Genomic DNA, 14,847 nt, shown 5'->3' with positions numbered 1-14,847 from the left:
CCCGCGCCTCCGATTACCGTCAAATCAGGGTCATGAGACCTTGACCACCAGCTTGCCAAAGTTCTTGCCGTCGAGCAGGCCAATGAACGCATCCGGCGCGTTCTCCAGGCCTTCCACCACGTCTTCGCGGAACTTCACCTTGCCGTCTTTCACCAGCGGAATCATAGCCTGCATGAACTCGTCCAGACGGTGGTAGTACTCCTCGTAGACGATGAAGCCCTGAATCTTCGCGCGCTTGGTCAGCAGCGTGCGCATCAGCAGCGGCAGCCGATTCGCCCCTTCTGGCTCGCTCTGGGCGTTGTAATGGGCGATCAGGCCGCACAGAGGCACCCGCGCACGCTCATTGAGCAGCGGTATGACCGATTCCAATACCTTGCCGCCGACCAGCTCGAAATAGATGTCGATGCCGTCCGGAACGGCCGCCTTCAACTGCTCGGCGAAGTCGTCGCTGCGGTGGTCGATGCAAGCGTCAAAGCCCAGCTCGTCGACCACATAACGGCATTTGTCCTCGCCACCGGCAACGCCCACCACCCGCAGGCCATTGAGCTTGGCCACTTGGCCGACCACCGAGCCGACCGCCCCGGAGGCTGCCGCGACGACCAGGGTCTCGCCCGCTTTCGGCTTGCCGATGTCCATCAAGCCCATGTAACCGGTGATGCCCGGCATGCCAAGCACGCCCACTGCCATGGACGGGCTGGGCAGATCCTTCGGCGCCATCAACAGGTTGCTGCCGTCGGAAATGCTGTGGGTCTGCCAGCCGGTTTGGCCCACGACAAGATCGCCTTCCTTGAACTTCGGGTTGCGCGACTGCTCGACCACGCTGACCGCACCGCCTTCCATGACCGCGTCGATCTCTACCGGTGCCGCGTAGGACGGGGCGTCGCTCATGCGACCGCGCATGTAGGGGTCGAGGGACAGATAGAGCGTGCGCAATTGCACCTGGCCGTCTTGCAAGTCAGGCAGCGCCTCGCGCTCAAGTCGGAAGTTTTCCGGGGTCGGTGCGCCCTGGGGACGGGATGCCAGGACCACACGCTGGTTGAGGATCAATTCTTGCGTCATCGGATTGGGCTCCATGATGAAGGGTTGCGAGTTTATAGAAAGCAGACCGTGGGCGGCGGGACGGGTTCGGTCGAATGTGGGATTCCATATGACACGCGTAATGCGGGCGGTCTTGGTGCCGTCCGCAAACAAAAATGCCAGGCGCGAGGGCCTGGCATTCGGGTGTCGCTACAGCGGTCCGATCAGAACGGCATCTTCATGCCCGGCGGCAGTTGCATGCCGGCGGTCATGCTGGCGGTCTTTTCCTGGCTGGCCGCTTCGATCTTGCGCACAGCGTCGTTGACGGCTGCGGCGATCAGGTCTTCGAGAATTTCCTTCTCTTCCTGCATCAGGCTGTCGTCCAGGCTGACGCGCTTGACGTCATGACGCCCGGTCATGACCACGCTGACCAGACCGGCGCCAGACTGGCCGGTCACTTCAGCGTTGGCCAGCTCTTCCTGCATCTTGGCCATTTTTTCCTGCATCTGCTGAGCCTGCTTCATCAGGCCTGCCATGCCACCTTTCATCATGGGAGTTACTCCTCGGAAGTCATTGGATAGAAAGTCGTTGAACAATAAGGGGCGCCCTATCAGCTTAGCGCCCCCGGGAATCATCGGGCGTGATCTTAAGCCTGGGTCGGCGCATCCACCGGAACAATAGTGTCATCGCGAATCGACGCACCGAACTGCTGCATCATCTGCTGGATGAACGGATCGCCGTGGATCGCCGCCTCGGCCTGCTTCTGCCGATCGGCACGCCGACGCGCCGCTGCCTGAGCCGGGGTTTCCTGCTCGGGCTTGATCAGTTCGATACTCAGGTTGAGGGTGCGTTCATGGTATTGGTTCAGCGCGTCATTCAATCGGCGCTGCTGGGTCGAGTTGAACAGCGCGCTGTGGGCCGGATCCAGGTGCAGCAGCCAGTTGTCGCCCTCCACTGAAATCAGCGTGCAATTGGCGGCGATGCTGCCGGTCATGCCGGAGATCGGCAGTTTCGGGAACAGCTCAAGCCACTCCGCTGCAAGCCCGGTGGCAGGCTTGGCGGCCGGCAACAGCTCGGGCTCCTTCTCCACCGCTTCGACGGCTTCGTGGGCCAGGTCATCGAGATAGGCGAACGACGCCGGATCGATGTCGATGTCCGGTTCTATGTAGTCGTCATCGGGCGGCGGCTCGTCGTCGCGCTCCATAGGCGCAGGCACGTACGGCGTCGCGTCGGGCACATGCTCGATCATCTGCGGCGTCACCGCGTCGGCAGCGGCTTGCCGTTGCTCTGACGACTCGACTTCAGGCGCTTCAGGAACAGGGCTCGCGGGGACCGGCGCCGGCATGGGCGTCAGATCCGGCTGCTCGGCGACGGTGTCGAGGACGGGCTCGGGAATCTCGACGACGGATTCGGAAGCAGGCTGCGAAGACGGCTCTGGTTCAAGCTCGGGCTCGGGCTCGGGCTCGGCAGCTTGGGCTGGCGGCGCGGCCTTCGGCTCGTTCCAGGGCAGATCGATCTCTTCCTCGGCCTCTGCCTTCGCAGGTTGAACGTCAGGCGCGGCCACTGGGGCAGGCTTGTCGCTAACCGGCGCTGGCGACGGGGCGGTGACAGGATGGGGTGCTGCGGATGCTGAACGCGCCACCGCTGTCCGGGAATCAACCGTGGCCGGGTTGATCCCCACTGACTTTAACGGTTGCGTCGGCGCGTTGTCGGCGTCTGCGGGCCGGAACGCCAGCATGCGCAGCAGCACCATCTCGAAGCCGCCACGGGGGTCCGGCGCCAGCGGCAGATCGCGGCGCCCGATCAGGCCCATCTGGTAATAGAACTGGACGTCTTCGGCGGGCAATGACTGGGCCAGCGCCAGTACGCGGTCCCGATCGCCGTGGCCGTTATCGACCCCTTCAGGCAGCGCCTGGGCGATGGCGACCCGGTGCAACACGTTGAGAATCTCCGAGAGCACGCCGCTCCAGTCCGGGCCCTGCTCGGCCAGGTGACGCACGGCTTCGAGCAACGAGCGGGCATCGCCTTCGATCAGCGCTGCGAGCACGTCGAACACCTGGCCGTGGTCCAGCGTGCCGAGCATGGCGCGCACGTCGGCGGCCAACACTTTGCCTTCGCCGAAAGCAATTGCCTGATCGGTCAGGCTCATGGCGTCACGCATTGAGCCATCGGCCGCGCGACCCAGCAGCCACAGCGCGTCGTCTTCGAACGGAACGTTTTCCACGCCAAGAACGTGGGTCAAGTGCTCGACCACACGCTCGGGCGTCATGTTTTTCAGGGAGAACTGCAGGCAGCGCGACAGAATGGTTGCGGGCAGCTTCTGCGGATCGGTGGTCGCCAGGATGAACTTGACGTAAGGCGGCGGCTCTTCCAGCGTTTTGAGCAACGCATTGAACGAGTGGCTGGAGAGCATGTGCACTTCGTCGATCAGGTAGACCTTGAAGCGGCCGCGACTGGGCGCGTATTGCACGTTGTCGAGCAGCTCGCGGGTGTCTTCGACCTTGGTGCGGCTGGCGGCGTCGATCTCGATCAGGTCGACAAACCGGCCTTCGTCGATCTCGCGGCACACCGAGCATTCGCCGCAGGGCGTTGAAGTGATACCGGTTTCACAATTAAGGCACTTGGCGATGATCCGCGCGATGGTGGTCTTGCCGACCCCCGCGTGCCGGTGAATAAATAGGCGTGGTGCAAGCGCTGACTGTCCAGCGCGTTGATCAAGGCCTTGAGCACATGGGTCTGGCCGACCATTTCGCGGAACGAGCGCGGACGCCATTTACGTGCAAGAACCTGATAACTCATTGAAAACCGTCGCGACTGGGTTGCGGAAGACCGCCAATGCTAGCGGAGCAGGGGCAAAATTGCATCTGATGTCCGCTGCTTTCGCTTTATGATGGCTGGCCTGGCTCCGCAAAACGGTCCTAAGTAAGGTCTCCACCACGGGAACCCTGACCGGACGTCGCGAAGCGACAGCAGGCCTTGATCGTCGCGCTGTTATTTCGAGGGATCCGGATGCGAGTGTGGATGATGAGTGCCATGGGGCTGTTGAGCGCGTCTGCGGCTGCAGACGGTCCGCCGCTGCGTTTTGCCGTGGCCGACAGCTGGTCGATGCCGCTGATGCAGGTGGGCCCCAACGGACCCGAGGCCGGCATCCTTTTCGAAATCATGGAGAGCCTGGCCCGACAGATCGGCCAGAACGCCCAGTACCGCGCGCGCCTGCGTGTGCAGGCGGCTACCGAGCGCGGTGAAGTCGATGTGCGCTGTTACGCCGCGCAATCCTGGTTGCCGGACATGTCGGGCGACTACACCTGGAGCCTGCCACTGCTGACCCAGCGCAACGTGCTGGTCGCCAGCGCCTACGACACCGCGCCTTTTCAGTTGAGCGCGATTCTCGGAGACCACATCGGCACCGTGCTGGGCTATGCCTATCCGGTGCTGGACCCGCTGTTCGCCACCCGCGACCTGATCCGCGAAGACGCCAGGCTGCAGGAGCAGGTGCTGCCCAAGCTTTCGGCCCACCGCTACCGTTACGCCGTGGACACCCAGTGGTCGCTGGACTGGTACAACCGCGACCGGAAAGCCGACGTGAAACTCAAGGCCGTCTGGGTCATCGATGAGCAGCCGGTGGGATGCGTCGCCCGCAACGACCCGAGCGTACCGGCGCAACGCATCATGCGCACGCTGCTGAGGATGAAGATGTCCGGGGAGATCGAGCGGATCGCCGAGCGGTATCAGGCGCATTCGGGGAATACAGCAGACCCGTATTGAGCCTGCGCCGTTTTCATATTGTGGGACCGGCTTTTGCCGGGAAGGCGTCATGTGACACACCGTAAGCATGATGGCATTCCCACTGGCCTCTTCCCGGCTAAAGCCGGTCCCACTAACTAGATCGCGCGCACTCAATGGGACCGGCTGCGACTTCCTATGTGGGACCGGCTTTAGCCGGGAAGGCGTCATGCGCAACACCGCAAGTTTCAAGTCGGATCTCACTGTAGCCATCCCGTCATATTCCCTCGCTAGGCTCCGGCGACACATGTTGTAACAACTCGACCTGCGAGCGCCCCGCCATGAGCAAAAACCGGAAGATCCCGCACAGGCTTCGGCCCCCAGGCGCCCGTGGACGGCAGCCGTCGACGCTTTCTGGGCGGCGTTGCGGTACTGGGCGCAGGTGCGACCCTGAGCGGCGTGGTAGGCGCGGCCGAATCAGCCGTTGAAGGCAAGCCAGCGGCTGACACGATGCTGACCGGCCCGGCGCTGGACCAGGCGCTGAAAGACAACGTCAAAACCATCGTGGTCATCTACGGCGAAAACCGCAGCTTCAATAATCTGTTCGCCAACTTCCCCGGCGTCGAGCGTCCGCTTTCCGCCGTGAAAGCCGACCAATATCGCCAGCGCGACCGCGACGGCAAGGTCCTCGACCGCCTGCCGCAGTGCTGGGGTGGCGTGTGTCAGATCGGACCGCAAAGCGTCGACGGCGTGACCTACGCCACAGGCGTGCAGTACCAGGACAACCTGCCCAACGCGCCCTTCCCCCTCAAAGGCCCGGGCGGTGAAGACCTGCCATTGAGCGTCGTCACCCGCGACCTGTGGCACGTGTTTTATCAAAACCAGATGCAGATCAACGGCGGCAAGAACGACGCTTTCGTAGCGTGGGCGGATTCCGGCGGCCTGACCATGGGCTACTACGCCCAGACCCAATATTCCCTGCGCTTGTGGGACGTCGCCAGGGAGTTCGTGCTCTGTGACAACTTCTTTCAGGGCGCTTTCGGCGGCTCGTTCCTCAACCATCAATACCTGATCTCGGCCCGGGCACCCTTCTACCCGGACGCGGCAAACTCCCCGGCCAAGTCGCAGATCGCCGTGCTGGAGAGCAGCGATCCGCTGGACTATCGGCTCAAACCCCTGGAGAAATCACCGGCCAGCGCCATGACCGGCCCGCCACAATTTGGCCCGAGCGCGCTGACGCCGGACGGCTACGGCGTCAACACCATGGCCCCGCCCTATTGGCCGACCTGGTTGCGTGACAAGGAAAAACCGGACTATTCGCAGCCGGGGCTGGCCAACGTGCTGGTGCCGCAGACCCATGACCACATCGGCGACAAGCTGTCGAAGAAGAACGTCGACTGGGCCTGGTACGCCGGCGCCTGGCAGGTGACGCTGGACGAGTACAAGGACTCGACCGGCATACCGAAAATCCCGAATTTCCAGTATCACCATCAGCCGTTCAATTACTTCAAGCAGCAAGGCCCGGAGAACCCGGGCGAACGCCACAAGCGTTTGCGTGACGGCGGACTGGGGGATGAGTCGAACACCAATAAATTCCTGGCCGACGCCGAGGCCGGCAAGTTGCCGGCGGTGACCTTCTACAAACCCCAGGGCAACCTCAACATGCACGCTGGGTATGCCGACGTGGCTGCGGGGGATCGACACATCGATCGCGCGATCAAAGTGCTGCGCAACAGCCCGCAGTGGAAGAACATGGTGATTGTGATCACGGTCGACGAAAACGGCGGCTGGTGGGACCACGTTGCGCCGCCGAAAGGCGATCGCTGGGGACCGGGCACGCGGGTGCCGGCGATCGTGATTTCACCCTTCGCGCGCAAAGGAACGGTCGACCACACGGTGTACGACACCGCCTCGATCCTGCGTCTGATTACGCGGGTGCATGGTCTGGAGAAGCTGGAAGGATTGACCGAGCGCGACAACGCCATGGCCGCGCGCGGGCAGACGCCGATGGGTGATCTGAGCAACGCGCTGCAGTTTCCGGCGTAGCCAGGCGCGCAACCATCGCGGGCAGGTGAGCTGATCTTATGTGTAATCAAGCCGCCTGCCGACCGCCGCGCTCGTTCGGCAAGCAAACCGTCAACACCGCCAGCACAACCGCGACCCCCGCAATCACCCCATACACCGCAACGAACGAACCGCTCAGACTCGCCAGCAGCCCGGCGCAGTAATTGCCGAGCATGCCGCCGACGCCCTGCATGATGTTGGCGATGCCGAAGATGGTCACGGCCAGCGCCGCACCGCTTGCCATCTTCGACACGTACGCCGGGATCAGTCCGAAGATCGGGTAGAAGGCCACGGCGAACACGACGCCTGCCACGAGCGGCCAGTAGCCGGTCGGCGCGACGACCAGAATCACCGCTGCCGTTGCCACGCAGACGTACACCATCAGCATCGCCCCACGCAGGCCGATGCGGTCCGATAGCGCGCCGAGCGCCAGGCCGCTGAACATCCCGACGAAGCCGATGCTGGCCCAGATCTGCGCGGTGTACTCGACACCGAAATGCAGCTCCGTGCGCAGGTAGGACGACAGGTAGTTTTGAAACGGAAAGGTCGAGAAGCCGATCAGAAAATTCATCGACCAAACTGTGTACACCCAACCCTGTAGCGCCTCACGCAGTACGCCTTTGCGTGGTGCGCCATCACTGTCGTCCTCGGGTTCGCGAACAAGCAACCGCGCGCGCTTGAATACCAGAAAGACCCCGGCGATCAGCACCACGGTGATCAGCCCGACGATCCACCACACCGTGCGCCACTCGCCTTGTGGCGCATAAAAGGCACCAGCAGGCTGTTGATGAACACCCCATAACTGGTGCCGCTCGACACCAACCCCATGGCCATGCCGCGGTATTTGTAAGGCACGGCGCGCGCGATCACGTCGACCATCGGCACGAACACGGTCGCCGCCGTGCCTGCCAGAATCGTCAGCAGCAGACCGATCAGCACCACGTTCTGCGCCAGGGGCATAAGCAGCAAGGCCAGCGCGCAGACGGCGCCCGACCCGAAGATCACCCAGCCGCCGCCAACACGAGGCGTCAGCCATGCCGCCAGTAACGCGCTGGCGAGAAACCCGGCCTGCCCCGCTGCGGTAATGGTGCCCACATAGGCGATGTCGAAGCCCAGGCTGGCACGCATGTCCGGCACCAATTGGGCAAAAAGGTAGATTCCGAAACCGTAAGTGGCGGCCACGAGTCCGGTGAGCAGCAGCACAATCAGAGCGTTAGCACGCATTGTCGGCATCCTTGCTGATGGCCGTCGCAGACGCGGCGGCGCAGGTCGACCCGTAGAATCACTTCTGGATCAAGCAACAGGCTAGCTGAGAACTCGAGGGTTACTGGCAGGGAAACGCGTTTTTCAACGCCGCAACGACCAGCACTGATTCGTTCAGATGGAGACTCTCGGGGTGCGCCTGCAACGACTGCACAATGATGCGCATCGACTGAATCATCGGAATGCCGCCCTCGGGCACGCACACCAGCCGGGGCAATCCGCCCGCTTCATGGAACAGGTCCAGGGTGTCCATCGTTGCTTGCAACACCCCGACGCAATGGCCAACACCCACACCGTTCTGCGCCACAGCGCCGCTCATGCTGTTGATGCCGTCCTGGCATTCAAGCAGCAACTTATTGCCATCGGCCAGAGCGCCAGTGCTGAGGCACAGCGCGAACAACGCCGACACGCCCGCGATCGATTTACCCATCAGCGTAGCCACAATTCCTTCACCGAATGGTCCGACGCCTTACGCACGACAAGGCTGGCGCGCTCGCGGGTCGGCAGGATGTTCTCCAGCAGGTTGGGCCGGTTGATGTCGTGCCAGATCTTGCGCGCCGCGTCAGGGGATTTCTCCGGCGGCAGGTCGGCCAGCTCGCGAAAGTAGGCGCCTCGCGCGCGGAACGCGGTGCGTTGCAGCATCAGAAAGCGCTCGACGTACCAGCGCTCGATGTCGCCTTCTTCGGCGTCCAGATAGATTGAAAAATCGAAGAAGTCCGAGACGATGCTGCCCGGCTTCTGGCCGTCATTGCCCTCGGTCTGCAACACGTTCAGCCCTTCGAATATCAGGATGTCCGGCTGGCTGACCTTGAAGAACTGGTCCGGGACGATGTCGTAGCTGATGTGGGAATAGACCGGCGCGCTGATTTCCGGCGTGCCGGCTTTAAGGTCGGAAAGAAACTTGACCATGCGCTTGCGATCGTAGCTTTCCGGAAAGCCCTTGCGGTGCATGATGCCGTCGGCGACAAGCCGGGCATTGGGGTGCAAAAAGCCGTCGGTGGTGATCAGATCGACCCGGGGATGATCCGGCCAGCGCGCCATCAGCGCCTGCAGCACCCGGGCGAAGGTGCTCTTGCCGACGGCGACGCTGCCCGCCACCGCTACCACGTAGGTCTGACGTTTGGCGGGGCGTCCCAGAAAGGTGTCCTTGATGCTGTCGAGATTGCGCGCGGCGCTCACGTGCAGATTGATCAGGCGCGACAACGGCAGGTAAATGTTGGCGACATCCTCCAGCGAGATGTCCTCATTCACCCCTCGCAACGCGGCGAGGTCTTCTTCGGACAACGTCAATGGCGTACTGGCGCGCAGCCCCGCCCACTCCGCGCTGCTCATTACCAGATAGTCATCAGGGGCCATCAATCGCGTTCCAGTCAGGTGTCCATATCGACAATGGTGCGAAGACTATCGTATTGATCCAAATGGAGGGCAGATTTATTTGGGGCTGCCGGGGCGATTGAGTTACTCCGTTGCCGTCATAGCTGCCAGATCCGCAGCCAGGGTTTCCAGCGTAGGCCGCGTGATCAGCGGCGCCGGCGCCCCTTCGGGCGCTGACAGACCTAGGCGGTTATGCCAGATCGTCGGCAGCCCCACCTTGGACGTGCCGAACAGGTCGTAGGCCGAACCCGCGACAAACACGGCATGGCTGGCATCAACACCCAGGGTGTCCAGCGCCAGACAATAAGGTGCGGGGTCGGGCTTATAAAAGCCGGCTTTCTCCGAGGTAATCACCACGTCAAACGGGATACCCAGCACGTCCGCGGCGATGTGGCCCAGACGCTCCGAACAGTTGGTCACGATGCCGAGCTTGTAATGGGGCTTGAGGGATTCGAGGACCGCCTTGGCTTCCGGCCAGGGCTGCAATTGTCCGAAGCGCCGATCGAGTTCTGCGGCTGCGTGTTTGCCCAAGCCGACTTCCATCGCCGCCTCCTCGACCAGCGTGTCATAAGGGCGATAGCGGCCGCAGCCGTAGGTCGCCTTCAGGTAGGTCATGCGCCAGGTGCGGCCCAGTTCCTCGGATCCGGCGACTGAGTTCCACAGGGACCAGGAGTCAAGCAAGGCGGTGAGCAAATCGAAGAGTACGAGTTTGACGGATGTTCTTGCATGGAGGGGTGATGGGGTGTCGGTTGTCATTGTTGTTATTCCTGAGCGGGGAGTGGCGTGCGCTGGACGCCGGACAGGCGTGGGACTGCTGTAATGGTGTCCCTGCAAGTGGCTTCATTCCAGGCTGCGGACATCTTCATGGCGGCTGTCCCAGAAACGCTCCATAAAAAGGTTGTACGATGAAATCTCCAACTCTTCAGAGGAACGCGCCATGAAACTGCTATCAGTCGAAATCAAGCTTCTGCTTGCCCTCCAGGCCGGACAGGCCGTGGTCAAGGGGGATGATGCGCATACACTTCGCCAGTTAATCGCCAAGGGTTATGCCCTCGGTAAGGACGCCTCTGACGGAAACGGGGACGAGTATATCGACGTGCATCTGTCGCCATCAGGCCGGGAAGTTGTGAGCGACCTTTACACAGACGAATGACAGCACCAGTAGCACGACGTTAGATCCTGTTTCCGGCAGCACTGGAGTGGTTGTTCGGCGGATTGGAAGACATCGGCAAGCGTTACGGCTGTACCACATTGCGGTGTCTGGCCACTGACATACTCGAAGATTTTTTTGCTGCGAAATCCCTGCAGAGATGAGGGACTTGGAGAGAAGGTTCGTTATGGAGGCAACCCCACCAGCCACACCCCGGCACACAATGTTCCCGCTGTGGCTGCTGCCTTCCGGCTCTGACCAGGTTCACGGGTAATCGTTGCGGGGGGACCGATGGGGTCACCATAACGACGCTCGCCAGTGGCGAGCCGCGCCATTGTACCGGTCTCGCGAGAAGTTACAACCTCTTGTTTCAGATTAAGATTTTGAGCGTATCCAAGCGCTCGCGGTGTGCACGACGCAGCCAACAAACCGCGGGATGCGGCACAATGGGGCCTGAATTTTCACCGCCGGCAAGCCAGTGGCTTCCCCCTGCCCGAGCCCACCAGGGCGCAAGACCCAGGAATCACCGATGCATTTCGTGCTCACCCGCTACGAATCCCTCTCCCCCACCCTGCAGCGCCAGTTGCTGGAGATCGCGCTGCTCCCCGAGCAGGTCCGCCACGTCGGCGACATCCACGGCGGTTTGCACACGCTCACTGCACGTCCCGTCGTCGACCGGCAAGGCTTCGTGCTGCTGATCGACGACATCCCTCGGGGCTTTTTCGTACTCAAGCGCAGGTCGCTGCTGCCGGACTGGGCACGTGACCGCCCGCGCATCACCACCACATTGCACGCGCTGATGATTGATAAAGGGTTTCAGGGGTTAGGGCTGGGCAAGCAGTGCCTGCGCGCGCTGCCCGAATTGACGCAGGCGTTATGGCCAGACACCGAGCAATTGATGCTGGCGGTGGAGGCCGGCAATCACCCGGCGCGCCAGCTGTACCTAACGCTGGGTTGGCAGGATTTGCCCGAAAGCGATGCGGCTCACGCCAGCGTTGAGCGGTTGATGCTTCTCAGGCTGTAACGCTCAATGGGCCAGTGAGCGCAACTGCCGGACCTTGCGGCTGCGCTCGACGTTCATCCAGTGCTCGAGGGCGGTGACGCCCATGGGCCGCGCGACAAGGAAGCCTTGCACTTCGTGGCAACCCAGTTCGCAGAGGATTTCGTAGACGCCTTCGGTTTCCGCGCCTTCCGCGACGACGCGATAACCAAGGCGCTTTGCCAGGTCGACGATGGCTTCCACCAGGCCGCGGTCCTTGTCATTGCAGTCGATGTTTTCCACCAGCGACTTGTCGAGCTTGACCGTGGTGGCCGGCAGTTGCCGCAGGTAGGTCCAGTTGCTGTAACCGGTGCCGAAGTCATCGATGGCGATGTCGATGTTCAATCCACGCAGGCGCTCCAGCTGCAGGCGGGTCACTTCAGGGTTGTCGCACAGCGCGCTTTCGGTGAATTCAAGTTCGAAGCCGCTCGGATCAAGACCGCTGACCGACAGATGCTCAAACAGCGCATCGCTGAACGATGAATTCGCAAGGTCGATGGCCGACACGTTCATTGCGACCTTGAAAGCGTAACCCTGCGCCTGCCAGATCACCGCCTGGGTGACGGCCTTTCTCAACACCCAGAGGCTGAGCGAGCGAATCAGCGCGGTCTTTTCCGCCAGCGGGATGAACTCAGCCGGACTGATCGGCCCCAGCACCGGGTGCTGCCATCGCAACAGCGCTTCGACGGTCACGATGCGCCCGGTCGCCACTTCCAGCCTTGGTTGATAGACCAGCGACAGCTGATCCTGGCTGCGGACGGCCTCGGCCAGCGCCGCCAATAGCAGAAAGGCCCGTTGCTGGGCGAAGTCCAGATGGGGCTCGTACCAGCGCCAGCCCGTCGACTTGCCGCGGGCTTCGTCCGCGGCGCTGACCACCAGCCGAATCCAGTCCCGCTCATCGCAGCGGTCCAGGCCCAACGGCAGCACGCCGATGCCGACATCCATTTGAATGGGGATGTTGCGGCAGATCAGCGGCCGCCGAAAATGCTCGAGCAACTGCCGAAACAGCAGCTCGGCCTGCTCCGGGCGCGCGTTTCGGGTGATCAGCGCGATGCGCGTGGGGCTGACCTTGTACAGCGCGGTATCGGCAGGCAACTGGCTGCGGCAGTTCTCGATCATGCAGCGCACCAGCTCCTGGGCGAAGCTGTAACCCAGCGCTTTGACGATGCTGTCGAGAAACGCGGGCGCCACCATGTCCAGCGCGACCAGCGCGTATTTGCGTCGATCCGCCAGAGCGCCGAGGTCTTCTTCCAGGCGCAGGCGGTTGAACAGACCGGTGGGCTGGTCGACGTAGCTGGCGTGGCGCAGGTTGTTGAGCCGCTTCATGACTAACTGGCCATACATCTCCAGCATCGCCAGGTCGCGCGGGCCCAGTGGCGGCCGAGGTGTGCTGTCAATGATGCACAGCGTGCCCAGGGCCAGGCCGTCGGCAGTCACCAGTGGCACGCCGGCGTAGAAGCGGATGTGAGGCTCGCCGGTCACCAGTGGGTTGTCGCTGAAACGCGGGTCAAGCATCGCGTCAGGGACCTGAAACGTCTGGTGGCCAAGGATGGTGTACGCGCAGAAGGCGATTTCGCGGGGCGTCTCGCGCTCATCAAGACCTGCCCGTGCCCGAAACCACTGGCGGTGCTCACTGACGATGGAAACGAGGGCGATGGGGACCTCGAAATAATGGGTCACCATCGAGACAATGTGATCGAGCACATCGTCGGCCGTCGCATCGATGAGCCCCATGTGGGTGATGCGCGAAAGCCGGGAACGCTCGTTTTTGGGCAATGGAGCACGGGTGGCCATAACTGAAATCCCTTTTAGACCGCTTCGCAAACCGCTTCGCCAGTAGTATCAAAACGATATGTATAGGGAAAATACCACCGCTTTTTGTGCAATGCAGGCGTCGCGGACAAGCGGCGATTCCCTTTCACCGCTTCGTACCAGAGGACTATTTGCAGTCACCCACCTGGGTGATTTATTGCACGTGAAGGACCTCATCCGCCTTGCCGCCGGCACCCTGTATGACCAAATGGATGAAATGCAGTTTGGTGATGACGGCCGGCGGCAGCACGAACGGATAGAAATCCGCCTGGCCCATGGCGCGGGACAACTCGTTGAGCATGCCGGCCAGTTCGATCCACGCGTTGACGAACGAGAGGAACGCCGGCCCGCCTGGATGCTGAGGGTCGTACAAGGTTTCCAGCGGGAACGGCTGGTAGTCGAGGTCCATGTCCCGGGCGCTCATGCCCAGGCTCAGGGCGGTGTCGACGGCGTCCATCATGTGCAGGTAATGCGCCCATGTTTCGGCCCAGTCTTCCCACGGGTGCATGGTCGCGTAGGCGCTGACGAAACTCTGTTGCCAGTCGGCGGGTGCGCCGTTCTGGTAGTGGTGATCAAGGGCGTCGGCGTAGCTGGCGCGGTCGTCGCCGAACAGGTGGCGGAATCCGTCTTGCCAGTAAGTGTCGGCGATCAGACGATCCCAGTAGTAATGCCCCACCTCATGACGGAAATGCCCGAGCAATGTGCGGTAGGGTTCATGCATCTGCACGCGAACCTTCTCACGAATCGCATCGTCGGCTTCTTCGACGTTGAGGGTGATCAGGCCACTGGCGTGCCCCGTGGTGGGCAGGTTGCCTTCCAGGTCGACGCCCAAAAATTCGAAGGCCAGCCCACGCTCTTCATCCACGCTTTTCGGAATGACTTGAAGCCCGAGGGTGATCAATTGCGCAACCAGCCGGCGCTTGGCGGTCTCGATCTTGCCCCAGCGCTCGGGGTTTTCCGGCACGGACAGGTCGGGGATGGTCTTGTTGAGGCTACAGGCGATGCAGAAATCTCCGGCATTCGGCGCCGGAAACACCCAGTTGCAGGCGGCTGCCGTGTCGAGGTTGGCGCAACGGCGGTAGAGCCCGGCCTGGGGCTCGTCAGTCAGACGCCAGGTCTGCGCCTCGGGGCCCGGTTCCAGCGCGGCAATCTTGCTCTGCTCGGGGAGATACCCCAGCGCAGACGAACAGGCCAGGCACTGACTGTTGCGGAAAAACACCGACTGCCCGCAATGGCACTGCCAGACCTTGCTGTTGCGCTTGCTTTCGCCGGCGAATGGCGCCGCGATCCGTGTGCTGAGTTGCTCGAAGAACTGGAACATGGCGATATCCTGATGGGGCTGCAAGCACTAGATTCCTCAGGGTGACCGGGGTTCCGTGGGATTTTTTACTCTTGGGTCCCGCTT

14 protein-coding genes and 1 other RNA gene are annotated in these 14,847 nt (G+C 62.2%); 4 read left to right on the top strand and 11 right to left on the bottom strand.

Annotated features, from left to right (window positions below; translation table 11 throughout):
• Positions 1 to 30: 30 nt before the first annotated feature.
• From JN403_RS13540 to dnaX, 3 genes are all read right to left on the bottom strand, one after another.
• The gene (locus JN403_RS13540; RefSeq protein WP_205482776.1) at positions 31 to 1,059 is read right to left on the bottom strand and encodes an NADP-dependent oxidoreductase; all 1,029 of its coding nucleotides are present in this window, start codon (positions 1,057 to 1,059) and stop codon (positions 31 to 33) included.
• A gap of 182 nt (positions 1,060 to 1,241) precedes the next feature.
• Complete coding sequence (locus JN403_RS13535) at positions 1,242 to 1,568, bottom strand: YbaB/EbfC family nucleoid-associated protein (RefSeq protein ID WP_065988699.1); 327 nt, start codon at positions 1,566 to 1,568, stop codon at positions 1,242 to 1,244.
• Between the two features lie 95 nt (positions 1,569 to 1,663).
• Positions 1,664 to 3,790 (bottom strand): DNA polymerase III subunit gamma/tau, encoded by a 2,127-nt coding sequence (gene dnaX / locus JN403_RS13530; RefSeq protein ID WP_240356551.1) that lies wholly within the window; start codon positions 3,788 to 3,790, stop codon positions 1,664 to 1,666.
• Between the two features lie 236 nt (positions 3,791 to 4,026).
• On the opposite strand from dnaX, the gene JN403_RS13525 reads away from it, so the two are divergent.
• Positions 4,027 to 4,782, top strand: a complete 756-nt coding sequence (locus tag JN403_RS13525; protein WP_205482775.1) for a transporter substrate-binding domain-containing protein — start codon at positions 4,027 to 4,029, stop codon at positions 4,780 to 4,782.
• A 348-nt stretch (positions 4,783 to 5,130) separates the two neighbouring features.
• Complete coding sequence (acpA, locus tag JN403_RS13520) at positions 5,131 to 6,786, top strand: acid phosphatase (protein WP_205482774.1); 1,656 nt, start codon at positions 5,131 to 5,133, stop codon at positions 6,784 to 6,786.
• 46 nt (positions 6,787 to 6,832) lie between these two features.
• On the opposite strand, the gene JN403_RS25785 is transcribed toward acpA, so the two are convergent.
• From JN403_RS25785 to JN403_RS13495, 5 genes are all read right to left on the bottom strand, one after another.
• Positions 6,833 to 7,543 (bottom strand): MFS transporter, encoded by a 711-nt coding sequence (locus JN403_RS25785; protein WP_205482773.1) that lies wholly within the window; start codon positions 7,541 to 7,543, stop codon positions 6,833 to 6,835.
• Positions 7,522 to 8,028: an MFS transporter gene (locus JN403_RS25780; RefSeq protein ID WP_205482771.1), complete on the bottom strand. Its 507-nt coding sequence runs from the start codon at positions 8,026 to 8,028 to the stop codon at positions 7,522 to 7,524. Before JN403_RS25780 ends, JN403_RS25785 begins: the two co-directional genes overlap by 22 nt.
• Positions 8,029 to 8,128: 100 nt before the next feature.
• Positions 8,129 to 8,497 carry a Rap1a/Tai family immunity protein gene (locus JN403_RS13505; RefSeq protein ID WP_205482769.1) on the bottom strand — a complete coding sequence of 123 codons (369 nt, stop codon included), beginning with the start codon at positions 8,495 to 8,497 and terminating at the stop codon, positions 8,129 to 8,131.
• Entirely contained in the window at positions 8,497 to 9,423 is a 927-nt protein-coding gene (gene coaA / locus JN403_RS13500; RefSeq protein ID WP_205482767.1) for a type I pantothenate kinase, read from the bottom strand. The genes JN403_RS13505 and coaA overlap by 1 nt, the downstream gene beginning before the upstream one ends.
• Positions 9,424 to 9,525: 102 nt before the next feature.
• On the bottom strand, positions 9,526 to 10,197 hold the full coding sequence (locus JN403_RS13495) for an HAD-IA family hydrolase (protein ID WP_205482765.1): 672 nt from the start codon (positions 10,195 to 10,197) through the stop codon (positions 9,526 to 9,528).
• 181 nt (positions 10,198 to 10,378) lie between these two features.
• Here JN403_RS13495 and JN403_RS13490 point away from each other — a divergent pair, with 181 nt between their 5' ends.
• Positions 10,379 to 10,594 carry a hypothetical protein gene (locus tag JN403_RS13490; RefSeq protein ID WP_205482763.1) on the top strand — a complete coding sequence of 72 codons (216 nt, stop codon included), beginning with the start codon at positions 10,379 to 10,381 and terminating at the stop codon, positions 10,592 to 10,594.
• Between the two features lie 194 nt (positions 10,595 to 10,788).
• Here the strand turns inward: JN403_RS13490 and ffs are convergent.
• Positions 10,789 to 10,885, bottom strand: an RNA gene (gene ffs / locus JN403_RS13485) — signal recognition particle sRNA small type.
• Positions 10,886 to 11,120: 235 nt separating this feature from the next.
• Here ffs and JN403_RS13480 point away from each other — a divergent pair.
• Entirely contained in the window at positions 11,121 to 11,615 is a 495-nt protein-coding gene (locus tag JN403_RS13480; RefSeq protein WP_205482761.1) for a GNAT family N-acetyltransferase, read from the top strand.
• 3 nt (positions 11,616 to 11,618) lie between these two features.
• Here the strand turns inward: JN403_RS13480 and JN403_RS13475 are convergent, their stop codons facing one another.
• Together JN403_RS13475 and JN403_RS13470 are read right to left on the bottom strand one after the other, a co-directional pair.
• Positions 11,619 to 13,424: an EAL domain-containing protein gene (locus JN403_RS13475; protein ID WP_205482759.1), complete on the bottom strand. Its 1,806-nt coding sequence runs from the start codon at positions 13,422 to 13,424 to the stop codon at positions 11,619 to 11,621.
• A gap of 172 nt (positions 13,425 to 13,596) precedes the next feature.
• Positions 13,597 to 14,763, bottom strand: a complete 1,167-nt coding sequence (locus JN403_RS13470; protein ID WP_122537304.1) for a putative zinc-binding metallopeptidase — start codon at positions 14,761 to 14,763, stop codon at positions 13,597 to 13,599.
• Positions 14,764 to 14,847 lie beyond the last annotated feature (84 nt).

This window comes from Pseudomonas sp. 15A4, from assembly GCF_016925575.1.
Lineage (GTDB): Bacteria > Pseudomonadota > Gammaproteobacteria > Pseudomonadales > Pseudomonadaceae > Aquipseudomonas.
This window is presented reverse-complemented; position numbering and strand designations above follow the sequence as displayed.

Coding starts and splice junctions, on each gene's coding strand:
- JN403_RS13505 (WP_205482769.1), bottom strand. CDS start 8,497: ATGGGTAAATCGATCGCGGGCGTGTCGGCGTTGTTCGCGCTGTGCCTC.
- JN403_RS13475 (WP_205482759.1), bottom strand. CDS start 13,424: ATGGCCACCCGTGCTCCATTGCCCAAAAACGAGCGTTCCCGGCTTTCG.
- JN403_RS13480 (WP_205482761.1), top strand. CDS start 11,121: ATGCATTTCGTGCTCACCCGCTACGAATCCCTCTCCCCCACCCTGCAG.
- JN403_RS25780 (WP_205482771.1), bottom strand. CDS start 8,028: ATGCGTGCTAACGCTCTGATTGTGCTGCTGCTCACCGGACTCGTGGCC.
- JN403_RS13490 (WP_205482763.1), top strand. CDS start 10,379: ATGAAACTGCTATCAGTCGAAATCAAGCTTCTGCTTGCCCTCCAGGCC.
- dnaX (WP_240356551.1), bottom strand. CDS start 3,790: ATGGCGTCCGCGCTCGTTCCGCGAAATGGTCGGCCAGACCCATGTGCT.
- JN403_RS13525 (WP_205482775.1), top strand. CDS start 4,027: ATGCGAGTGTGGATGATGAGTGCCATGGGGCTGTTGAGCGCGTCTGCG.
- JN403_RS13540 (WP_205482776.1), bottom strand. CDS start 1,059: ATGACGCAAGAATTGATCCTCAACCAGCGTGTGGTCCTGGCATCCCGT.
- JN403_RS13470 (WP_122537304.1), bottom strand. CDS start 14,763: ATGTTCCAGTTCTTCGAGCAACTCAGCACACGGATCGCGGCGCCATTC.
- JN403_RS13495 (WP_205482765.1), bottom strand. CDS start 10,197: ATGACAACCGACACCCCATCACCCCTCCATGCAAGAACATCCGTCAAA.
- coaA (WP_205482767.1), bottom strand. CDS start 9,423: ATGGCCCCTGATGACTATCTGGTAATGAGCAGCGCGGAGTGGGCGGGG.
- JN403_RS13535 (WP_065988699.1), bottom strand. CDS start 1,568: ATGATGAAAGGTGGCATGGCAGGCCTGATGAAGCAGGCTCAGCAGATG.